General features: G+C 52.1%; 7 protein-coding genes, 1 tRNA gene and 3 rRNA genes. 7 read left to right on the top strand and 4 right to left on the bottom strand.

The genetic code is table 11. The features are described from left to right. The first annotated feature begins 295 nt into the window (after nt 1-295). The 7 genes from ACOTX3_RS03545 to ACOTX3_RS03575 all read left to right on the top strand — a co-directional run bounded on the left by ACOTX3_RS03545 (nt 296) and on the right by ACOTX3_RS03575 (nt 9,699). Complete coding sequence (locus tag ACOTX3_RS03545) at nt 296-1,435, top strand: efflux RND transporter periplasmic adaptor subunit (RefSeq protein WP_013098999.1); 1,140 nt, start codon at nt 296-298, stop codon at nt 1,433-1,435. A gap of 11 nt (nt 1,436-1,446) precedes the next feature. Next, entirely contained in the window at nt 1,447-4,560 is a 3,114-nt protein-coding gene (locus ACOTX3_RS03550; RefSeq protein WP_045293528.1) for an efflux RND transporter permease subunit, read from the top strand. A 293-nt stretch (nt 4,561-4,853) separates the two neighbouring features. Continuing rightward, on the top strand, nt 4,854-5,075 hold the full coding sequence (locus ACOTX3_RS03555; protein ID WP_013099001.1) for a lipoprotein: 222 nt from the start codon (nt 4,854-4,856) through the stop codon (nt 5,073-5,075). 470 nt (nt 5,076-5,545) lie between these two features. Next, complete coding sequence (locus ACOTX3_RS03560) at nt 5,546-6,571, top strand: amino acid ABC transporter substrate-binding protein (protein ID WP_013099002.1); 1,026 nt, start codon at nt 5,546-5,548, stop codon at nt 6,569-6,571. A gap of 67 nt (nt 6,572-6,638) precedes the next feature. Then, nucleotides 6,639-7,820 (top strand): amino acid ABC transporter permease, encoded by a 1,182-nt coding sequence (locus ACOTX3_RS03565; RefSeq protein WP_038420721.1) that lies wholly within the window; start codon nt 6,639-6,641, stop codon nt 7,818-7,820. Between the two features lie 9 nt (nt 7,821-7,829). Beyond that, the gene (locus ACOTX3_RS03570; RefSeq protein WP_020687396.1) at nt 7,830-8,933 is read left to right on the top strand and encodes an amino acid ABC transporter permease; all 1,104 of its coding nucleotides are present in this window, start codon (nt 7,830-7,832) and stop codon (nt 8,931-8,933) included. Nucleotides 8,934-8,940: 7 nt separating this feature from the next. Continuing rightward, nucleotides 8,941-9,699, top strand: a complete 759-nt coding sequence (locus ACOTX3_RS03575) for an amino acid ABC transporter ATP-binding protein (RefSeq protein ID WP_013099005.1) — start codon at nt 8,941-8,943, stop codon at nt 9,697-9,699. 106 nt (nt 9,700-9,805) lie between these two features. Here the strand turns inward: ACOTX3_RS03575 and rrf (ACOTX3_RS03580) are convergent. The 4 genes from rrf (ACOTX3_RS03580) to ACOTX3_RS03595 form a co-directional block, all read right to left on the bottom strand. After that, nucleotides 9,806-9,921 (bottom strand): 5S ribosomal RNA (gene rrf, locus ACOTX3_RS03580). A 43-nt stretch (nt 9,922-9,964) separates the two neighbouring features. Next, a tRNA-Thr gene (locus ACOTX3_RS03585) sits at nt 9,965-10,040 on the bottom strand. A 14-nt stretch (nt 10,041-10,054) separates the two neighbouring features. Beyond that, nucleotides 10,055-10,170 (bottom strand): 5S ribosomal RNA (rrf, locus tag ACOTX3_RS03590). A gap of 190 nt (nt 10,171-10,360) precedes the next feature. Further along, nucleotides 10,361-10,579: ribosomal RNA gene (locus ACOTX3_RS03595) — 23S ribosomal RNA — on the bottom strand; the annotation flags it as partial.

Here is a 10,579-nt window from a genome sequence, read left to right on the forward strand (position 1 = left end):
AAAAAGTCAATTCGCTTTATTTATAACTGAGGTAAATACATATCAATAATTAAATTCACAAAACAGATGAATGCCCTCTATGAAACATCACTCTCCTGATTACTTTTGTTAAAGTATATTGCTGTAAACGCAAAGCCTTCTTCTGATTTTCTTTCCTGCCGCATTTATCCGCACTTATAAATTAAAAAACATTAAATACCCTCATTATTATACGCAGCTACATTTTTTGTTTTTGTCCCCTGCCCTGTCACCGATCCACGGAAATATCGGTTAATGGGTATTTAAAGGAACAGTAATGACGAATCATTTCAGACGCTTGCCCTTAACCGGTTTTATTGTCTGCGCCGCACTGCTTGCCGGATGCGATGGGCAGGAAAATCAGCAACATCAACCGCAGCCGCCTCAGGTGAGTGTACACATTGTCAAAAGTGCCCCCCTCACTGTGACAACAGAGCTGCCGGGCAGAACAGATGCGTTTCGCGTTGCGGAAGTGCGTCCTCAGGTTAGCGGCATTATCCTGCGTCGCAATTTCACCGAAGGCAGCGATGTCAAAGCTGGCCAGTCACTTTATCAGATCGATCCCGCCAGCTATCAGGCGGCGTATGACAGCGCAAAAGGAGAGCTGGCGAAAGCCCAGGCGGCAGCCAATATTGCGCACCTGACGGTGAAACGTTATCTCCCGCTGGTGGGCACACAGTATGTCAGTAAGCAGGAGTACGACCAGGCCGTAGCAACGGCTCAGCAGGCGGATGCCAGCGTCGTTGCTGCAAAAGCAGGAGTTGAAAGCGCACGCATCAACCTTGCCTATACCAAAGTCACCTCTCCCGTCGATGGTCGCATTGGTAAATCCAGCGTGACCGAGGGAGCTCTCGTCACCAACGGCCAGGCAAACGCCCTGGCAACGGTACAGCAACTGGATCCGATGTATGTCGATGTCACCCAGTCCAGCAATGATTTTATGCGTCTGAAGCAGACAAGCCTGCAAAAAGGGGAGACCACCAGCACCGTCGAGCTGTTGATGGAGAATGGTCAGCCCTATCCGCTAAAAGGCACGCTGCAGTTTTCTGATGTGACGGTTGATGAAAGCACTGGCTCCATCACTCTGCGGGCGATTTTCCCGAATCCGCAACACCTGTTGTTACCGGGAATGTTTGTACGCGCCCGTATTAATGAGGGTACGCAGCCGAATGCGATTCTGATCCCACAGCAAGGCGTCACCCGCACGCCGCGTGGGGATGCAACCGTCCTGATTGTTAACGACAAAAACCAGGTTGAGTCACGCACCGTCGTTGCCTCTCAGGCCATTGGCGATCGCTGGCTGGTCACAGAGGGGCTGAAAAACGGTGACCGCGTGATTGTCAGTGGGTTACAAAAAGCCAAACCTGGGGCTACCGTCGTCGCCACACCCGATACCTCTACGACTCCAGCCGGTTAAGGAACGACGTCATGGCTAATTTCTTTATCCAGAGGCCGGTTTTCGCCTGGGTACTCGCCATCATTTTGATGATTGCAGGTGGGCTGGCGATCCTCAAACTGCCCGTAGCGCAGTATCCAACTATCGCCCCACCCGCGGTTGCTATAACCGCAACCTACCCTGGCGCAGATGCGCAGACGGTGCAGGATACCGTGACGCAGGTTATCGAACAGAATATGAACGGCATCGATAACCTGATGTATATGTCATCCACCAGCGATTCTGCAGGTAATGTCACCATCACCCTGACCTTTGAGTCTGGTACAGACCCGGATATCGCCCAGGTTCAGGTTCAGAATAAACTTCAGCTCGCCATGCCGCTGCTGCCGCAGGAAGTGCAGCAACAAGGGATCGGCGTTGAGAAGTCCAGCAGCAGCTTCCTGCTGGTGGCTGGCTTTGTTTCAGACAATAAAAGCCTCTCGCAGGATGACATTTCCGACTACGTCGCCTCGAATGTGAAAGATGCCATTAGTCGAACCACAGGGGTGGGTGATGTTCAGCTGTTTGGTGCCCAGTATGCAATGCGCATCTGGCTCGACAGTAACGCGATGAATAAATACCAGCTGACGCCGCTGGACATTATTAATCAACTGAAAACCCAGAATGACCAGATAGCGGCAGGCCAGCTAGGCGGAACGCCGTCCGTGCCGGGCCAGCAATTGAACGCCTCGATCATTGCGCAAACCCGCCTGAAATCACCGGAAGAGTTTGGCCGCGTGACGCTGAAGGTGAACCAGGACGGCTCGATGGTGCACCTGAAGGATGTCGCACGCATTGAACTGGGCGGCGAAAACTACAATATGGTGACCAAAATCAACGGGCAGGCCGCAACCGGCCTGGGGATTAAGCTGGCGACCGGTGCAAATGCGCTGGATACGGCGGCGGCCATCAAGAGCAAGCTGGCGCAACTGCAGCAATTCTTCCCACAGGGTCTGAAGGTGGTTTATCCGTACGACACCACGCCGTTTGTGAAGATCTCTATTCACGAAGTGGTGAAAACCCTGTTTGAAGCGATCATCCTCGTCTTCCTGGTGATGTATCTGTTCCTGCAAAACCTGCGCGCGACGCTTATCCCCACTATCGCGGTGCCGGTTGTTTTGCTGGGTACCTTCGCGGTGCTGGCGGCGTTCGGATTCTCCATCAATACCCTGACGATGTTCGGGATGGTACTGGCAATAGGCTTGCTGGTTGATGATGCCATCGTGGTCGTTGAGAACGTCGAACGCGTGATGGTAGAAGACAAACTGCCGCCGAAAGAGGCGACGCAGAAGTCAATGGAACAGATTCAGGGCGCACTGGTGGGTATAGCCATGGTGCTGTCGGCGGTCTTTATCCCGATGGCATTTTTCGGTGGCTCGACCGGGGCCATCTATCGCCAGTTTTCACTGACCATCGTTTCGGCAATGGCGCTCTCCGTGTTGGTCGCCCTGATCCTGACCCCCGCGCTGTGCGCAACCCTGCTTAAACCGGTATCCGGCGATCACCACGAAAAGAAAGGCGGTTTCTTTGGCTGGTTTAATGCGCTTTTTGACCGCAGCGTGGAGCACTACAGCAACAGCGTGAGCGGCATTTTACGCAAGACCGGACGCTACCTGGTGGTGTACATCATCATTGTGGGTGGTATGGCGGTGCTGTTCCTGCGCTTGCCCACCTCCTTCCTGCCCGAAGAGGACCAGGGGGTATTTATGACGATGGTGCAACTTCCGGCCGGTGCGACCCAGACGCGTACACAGCAGGTCCTCGATCAGGTCCAGAACTATTATCTGAAAAACGAGAAGGCCAATGTTGAATCTGTCTTTACCGTTAATGGCTTTAGTTTTAGCGGCCAGGGCCAGAACGCCGGTATTGCCTTCATTAGCCTGAAGCCCTGGGAAGCACGACCGGGAGCGGAAAATAGCGTTGAGGCGATTGTTGGCCGCGCGACAAAAGCCTTCAGTCAGATAAAAGATGGGCTCGTATTTCCGTTTAACCTGCCTGCGATTATCGAACTGGGAACCGCAACGGGCTTCGACTTCGAACTGATTGATCAGGCAAACCTGGGACATACCTCGCTGACGCAGGCGCGGAATGAGCTGCTCGGAATGGTGAAAGCGCACCCTGACATGCTGGTGCGCGTGCGGCCAAATGGTCTGGAAGATACCCCGCAGTTTAAACTGGATGTCGACCAGGAGAAGGCTCAGGCGCTGGGCATCAGTCTTTCTGACGTCAACCAGACCATCTCAACGGCCCTGGGTGGAACTTATGTAAATGACTTTATCGATCATGGCCGCGTGAAAAAGGTCTATGTCCAGGCCGATGCGCGCTTCCGTATGCTGCCTGGTGACATCAGCAACCTGTATGTACGCAGCGCAAATGGTGAGATGGTTCCTTTCTCCGCCTTTAGCACCTCGCACTGGGTGTACGGTTCACCTCGCCTGGAGCGCTATAACGGGATGCCATCCATGGAGATCATCGGTGAGTCCGCACCCGGGAAAAGTACCGGTGAGGCCATGGCGCTGATGGAAAGTCTTGCTGCAAAACTGCCTTCCGGCATCGGGTATGACTGGACAGGAATGTCTTATCAGGAGCGACTTTCCGGAAATCAGGCGCCTGCGTTGTACGCTATTTCACTGATTGTAGTGTTCCTTTGTCTGGCTGCTCTTTACGAAAGCTGGTCCATTCCCTTCTCAGTGATGCTGGTGGTTCCGCTGGGAGTCATTGGGGCGCTGGTTGCAGCAGCGTTACGTGGCTTAAACAATGACGTCTATTTCCAGGTGGGTTTGCTGACAACGATTGGTTTGTCGGCTAAAAACGCCATTCTGATCGTTGAGTTTGCCAAAGATCTGATGGAAAAAGAGGGTAAAGGCATCATTGAAGCCACGCTGGAAGCATCGAGAATGCGCCTTCGACCGATCCTGATGACCTCGCTCGCCTTTATTCTTGGCGTCATGCCGCTGGTAATCAGCCATGGCGCCGGGAGCGGTGCGCAAAACGCGGTCGGGACAGGGGTCATGGGGGGCATGCTTTCCGCAACGCTTCTGGCTATCTTCTTCGTGCCCGTTTTCTTTGTGGTCGTCCGGCGACGCTTTACGCGCCATAAAGAGTAATGAATACCTGAAAGGCACCTCTGGTGCCTTTTTTATATTAAGATAAACAGTGTATTAAGATCGCAGTGTTAAAAAGAGTCAGTTTGCATTAAGTAAGAACGCCACGTTGTTACTCCATAATTTCTCCATTAATTCGTTCTGACGAATCGCTTTTCTCCACGATGTTTACAAACAACATAATTTGAGATTATTCCTCGTGTAACGTGGGCTTATCCCGGTGGTAAAATAACCTCCAGTTCGTTAATAGCCCTCCTGGCTTTATAGCGGACGCGAAATAATACTGAGGTAACATCATGAAAAGATTCATTTCCGTTGCACTACTCGCTGCGCTGCTGGCTGGATGCGCGCACGACTCTCCATGTGTACCGGTATACGACGATCAGGGCCGACTGGTTCATACCAATACCTGTATGAAAGGTACCACTCAGGATAACTGGGAAACAGCAGGTGCTATCGCTGGTGGTGCTGCCGCGGTGGCGGGGTTGACGCTGGGTATTGTTGCCCTGACCCGATAACATCTGTTCAGAAAGCGCGGCTCTGGCCGCGCTTTTGCTTTGAATGAGTGCAGTAATATCAAATCAGTAAAAAGACCCGTATTTATTCACACCATTAATTTTAGCCATAAGCCTGTCACCTCTTTTTCACTTCCCCTTTTAATTTTGTATTCAGTTTTAATGATTTTCACCCATTCATATTATTGAATACCCGGCCAATATTCACTCCGGAAACTATCTCTTCTTTTTCTCTGACCCTCCTTAAAAGTTTTGCTCCGATTTGTGGCACAGGTTGTAATTTCGCACCGTTTCGGGGCGCTCCTTTTATTTAAGCCTGTCTACACTCAGCATTAAGCGTTCACTTATCGCTTATTTCATCGAGCGCGAAACCTGGCATTACGTTTGCTATATAAACGTCGGCCAACGCCATAGATGGGTAAAAGTGTTTAAAACACCTAAATAACGATAAATTTAGCCACACAGGATGCATTATGAAAAAGACGATGATAGCCAGCCTGGCCGCTGCGGGTATGTTGTTTGCTGTTGCGGGTCAGGCCCATGCGGGCACAACGCTGGATGCCGTGAAAAAGAAAGGTTTTGTTCAATGCGGTATCAGCGACGGTTTGCCTGGCTTCTCTTATGCCGATGCTAACGGCAAATTTACCGGTATCGATGTTGACGTTTGCCGGGGCGTCGCCGCTGCCGTTTTCGGTGATGACAGCAAAGTAAAATATACCCCGCTGACGGCCAAAGAACGTTTCACCGCGCTGCAGTCCGGCGAAGTGGACATGCTCTCCCGTAATACCACCTGGACCTCCTCCCGTGATGCAGGAATGGGGATGTCATTCACCGGTGTCACCTATTATGACGGCATCGGTTTCCTTACCCACAATAAAGCGGGTCTGAAAAGCGCCAAAGAGCTGGACGGTGCGACCGTGTGTATTCAGGCCGGTACCGATACCGAGCTTAACGTCGCCGATTATTTCAAAGCGAATAATATGAAGTACACCCCGGTGACATTCGATCGCTCTGATGAATCAGCCAAAGCGCTGGAATCTGGCCGTTGCGATACGCTGGCGTCTGACCAGTCACAGCTCTACGCGCTGCGTATTAAGCTGAGTAACCCGGCAGAGTGGATCGTCCTGCCTGAAGTCATCTCTAAAGAGCCCCTTGGTCCCGTCGTTCGCCGTGGCGACGAAGACTGGTTCTCTATCGTTCGCTGGACCCTGTTCGCCATGTTAAATGCAGAAGAGATGGGTATCAGCTCGAAAAACGTCGATGAGAAAGCTGCCAAACCGTCTACCCCGGATATGGCACACCTGCTGGGCACAGAAGGCGATTTTGGCAAGGATCTGAAGCTGGATAACAAGTGGGCGTACCACATCATTAAACAGGTGGGCAACTACGCTGAGATCTTTGAGCGCAACGTGGGATCGGAAAGCCCGCTGAAGATCAAACGCGGCCAGAACAATCTCTGGAATAACGGCGGTATTCAGTACGCACCGCCAGTACGTTAAGTCTTTGCTGTAACGGGCACTGTGAACGCAGTGCCCACTCCAGAGTCATGGTTACCGAGGTTTCTTTATGTTCCATCGCCGCTCCCCCGTAAAAGGATCGCTATCCTTTTCTCATCCCGCGGTCCGCGCCTGGCTATTCCAGATTATTGCCATTCTTGCGGTTGTTCTTATCGCCATTTATTTAATTCATAACACGGTTACCAACCTGAATAATCGCGGTATTACCTCCGGCTTTGCTTTTCTGGATCGCAGTGCGGGTTTTGGCATTGTTCAGCATCTTATTGATTATCAGGAAGGCGATACCTACGGCCGCGTGTTCCTCGTCGGTTTACTCAATACACTGCTGGTCTCCGCGCTGTGTATTGTTTTCGCCTCCATACTGGGCTTTTTTATTGGCCTCGCTCGCCTGTCAGATAACTGGCTGCTGCGAAAGCTGTCCACCATTTACATTGAGACGTTCCGTAATATCCCGCCGCTGCTGCAGATTTTTTTCTGGTATTTCGCCGTGCTGCGTAACCTTCCGGGGCCACGTCAGGCTGTCGATGCCTTCGATCTGTTTTTCCTGAGCAACCGTGGGCTCTATATTCCTTCTCCTGAACTCGCAGAAGGGATATATGCTTTTATCACCGCGATTATCATCGCGCTCGCCCTCTCTGCCGGGCTATTTCGCTATAACCGCAAACATCAGATAAAAACCGGGCAGCTTCGCAAAACATGGCCAATTGCGGCGCTTTTGATTATCGGCCTGCCGCTCCTGACACACTGGCTTTTTGGTGCCGCGTTACACTGGGATGTCCCACATCTGCGGGGCTTTAACTTCCAGGGCGGGATGGTATTAATTCCTGAACTGGCGGCCCTGACCCTGGCCCTTTCCATTTATACGTCTGCGTTTATTGCCGAAATCATTCGGGCGGGGATCCAGGCAGTCCCGCATGGACAGCACGAGGCAGCACGCTCTCTGGGGTTACCTCATACGGTAACGCTTCGACAGGTCATTATTCCACAGGCGTTACGGGTCATCATTCCGCCCCTGACCAGCCAGTACCTCAATATTGTCAAAAACTCGTCGCTGGCAGCCGCTATTGGCTACCCGGATATGGTGTCACTGTTCGCCGGCACCGTGCTTAACCAGACAGGACAGGCCATTGAAACCATTGCCATCACTATGTCCGTCTATCTGATTATCAGCCTGGCGATCTCGTTGCTGATGAACCTGTATAACCGCCGTATCGCACTGGTCGAGCGCTAAGGAACTATGATGACAAAAGCGATACTGTCGCACTCTTCGCGTCCTGCCAACCCGACAGGTGGGCGTTTTATTCTCTGGGCGCGTAAGAATCTGTTCTCCAGCTGGGGTAACAGTCTGCTGACAATAATTTGTCTGTGGCTGATGTGGGAGTTGATCCCGCCACTCATTAACTGGGCTTTCTTGCAGGCTAACTGGGTCGGTTCAACCCGGGCAGATTGTACAAAAGCTGGCGCTTGCTGGGTGTTTATCCACGAGCGTTTTGGTCAGTTCATGTATGGATTGTATCCGCACGAACAACGCTGGCGAATCAATCTGGCGCTGGTTATTGGGCTGCTCTCCATCGCCGTGATGTTCTGGAAAAGGCTGCCGCAACGCGGACGGTACATCGCCTGCTGGGCGGTGGTGTATCCGATTGTTGTGTGGGTGCTGTTGTACGGTGGTTTCCTGGGGCTGGAACGCGTGGAAACCCGACAATGGGGCGGCTTAACGCTGACGCTGATTATTGCTTCTGTTGGGATCGCTGGCGCACTGCCGTGGGGCATTTTACTGGCGCTTGGCCGTCGCTCAAAAATGCCCGTTGTCCGTGTGCTCTCGGTTATTTTCATTGAGTTCTGGCGCGGTGTACCGCTTATTACCGTTCTTTTTATGTCTTCGGTCATGCTGCCATTATTTATGGCAGAAGGCACGACGATAGACAAACTGATCCGTGCCCTGGTAGGAGTCATTCTGTTCCAGTCAGCCTACGTTGCGGAGGTGGTGCGTGGCGGTCTGCAGGCATTGCCTAAAGGGCAGTATGAGGCTGCGGAATCACTGGCGCTCGGTTACTGGAAAACACAGGGGCTGGTAATACTTCCGCAGGCACTCAAGCTGGTTATCCCCGGGCTGGTGAACACGATCATCGCCCTCTTCAAAGATACCAGCCTCGTGATCATTATCGGATTGTTCGATCTCTTTAGCAGCGTGCAACAGGCAACGGTTGACCCTGTCTGGCTTGGCATGTCCACCGAAGGATATGTCTTTGCTGCTCTGATCTACTGGATCTTTTGTTTTAGCATGTCGCGCTATAGCCAGCATCTGGAAAAGCGCTTTAACACCGGGCGTACACCGCACTGAGGAAATTATGAGCCAAATAACTATGACACCCGCCGACGCGATGATTACGCTTGAAAACGTGAATAAATGGTACGGGCAATTTCACGTCCTGAAAGATATCAATCTTAAGGTCAAGCAGGGCGAACGCATTGTCCTTTGCGGCCCTTCCGGGTCCGGGAAATCGACAACCATTCGCTGCATCAATCACCTTGAGGAGCATCAACAGGGGCGTATTGTTGTGGATGGTATCGAACTGAATGAAGACATTCGCAACATCGAACGCGTGCGTCAGGAAGTCGGGATGGTGTTTCAGCACTTTAACCTGTTCCCCCATCTGACGGTGCTGCAGAACTGTACGCTTGCGCCGATTTGGGTGCGCAAAATGCCAAAAAAGGAAGCTGAAGCGTTAGCGATGCACTATCTGGAACGTGTACGTATTGCTGAACACGCCAATAAATTTCCAGGCCAGATATCGGGTGGCCAGCAGCAGCGTGTGGCTATCGCCCGTTCACTGTGCATGAAGCCCAAAATTATGCTTTTTGATGAGCCAACTTCAGCGCTGGATCCTGAAATGGTGAAAGAAGTTCTGGATACCATGATTGGGCTGGCGCAATCTGGAATGACTATGCTGTGCGTGACTCACGAAATGGGGTTCGCCAGGACCGTGGCTGACCGGGTGATCTTTATGGATCGCGGAGAGATTGTTGAACAGGCGCCACCGGATGAGTTCTTTGCGCATCCGAAGTCAGAACGCACGCAAGCATTCCTGTCACAGGTGATTCACTAGTCGTTTGTTATGCCGGGTGGCGGCTTCGCCGTACCCGGCCTACGCTGTGTGCCGTGTAGAAATGCAAAAAGGCCATCCTTTCGGATGGCCTTTTCACTTGTTTGATGTCTGGCAGTTCCCTACTCTCACATGGGGAGACCCCACACTACCATCGGCGCTACGGCGTTTCACTTCTGAGTTCGGCATGGGGTCAGGTGGGACCACCGCGCTAAAGCCGCCAGACAAATTCTTTTACTTCTTGCCGAACTTTAACCTAAGTATAAAGTGGTGCTGATACCCAGAGTCGAACTGGGGACCTCACCCTTACCAAGGGTGCGCTCTACCAACTGAGCCATATCAGCACACTAAATTTGATGCCTGGCAGTTCCCTACTCTCACATGGGGAGACCCCACACTACCATCGGCGCTACGGCGTTTCACTTCTGAGTTCGGCATGGGGTCAGGTGGGACCACCGCGCTACAGCCGCCAGGCAAATTCCTGTGCTCTGTCCTGTGTCTTTTGGGCTGATACTGCGTTGGCTGCTCTCGTAAAGTCAGTCACATACCTCAGTATGCTCCTTCCTTTCCTTCGCTTGCCGCCTTGTCTCAGCGCAAAATCCTTCGGACTCTGAATCAAAGCTGAAAATTCTGTCTCTCTTCGCCAAAACATCTTCGGCGTTGTAAGGTTAAGCCTCACGGTTCATTAGTATCGGTTAGCTCAACGCATCGCTGCGCTTACACACCCGACCTATCAACGTCATCGTCTTTAACGTTCCTTCAGGACTCTCAAGGAGTCAGGGAGAACTCATCTCGGGGCAAGTTTCGTGCTTAGATGCTTTCAGCACTTATCTCTTCCGCATTTAGCTACCGGGCAGTGCCATTGGCATGACAACCCGAACAC

It is taken from the genome of Enterobacter cloacae complex sp. IR5384, assembly GCF_049237265.1.
GTDB classification, from domain to species: Bacteria; Pseudomonadota; Gammaproteobacteria; order Enterobacterales; family Enterobacteriaceae; genus Enterobacter; species Enterobacter cloacae.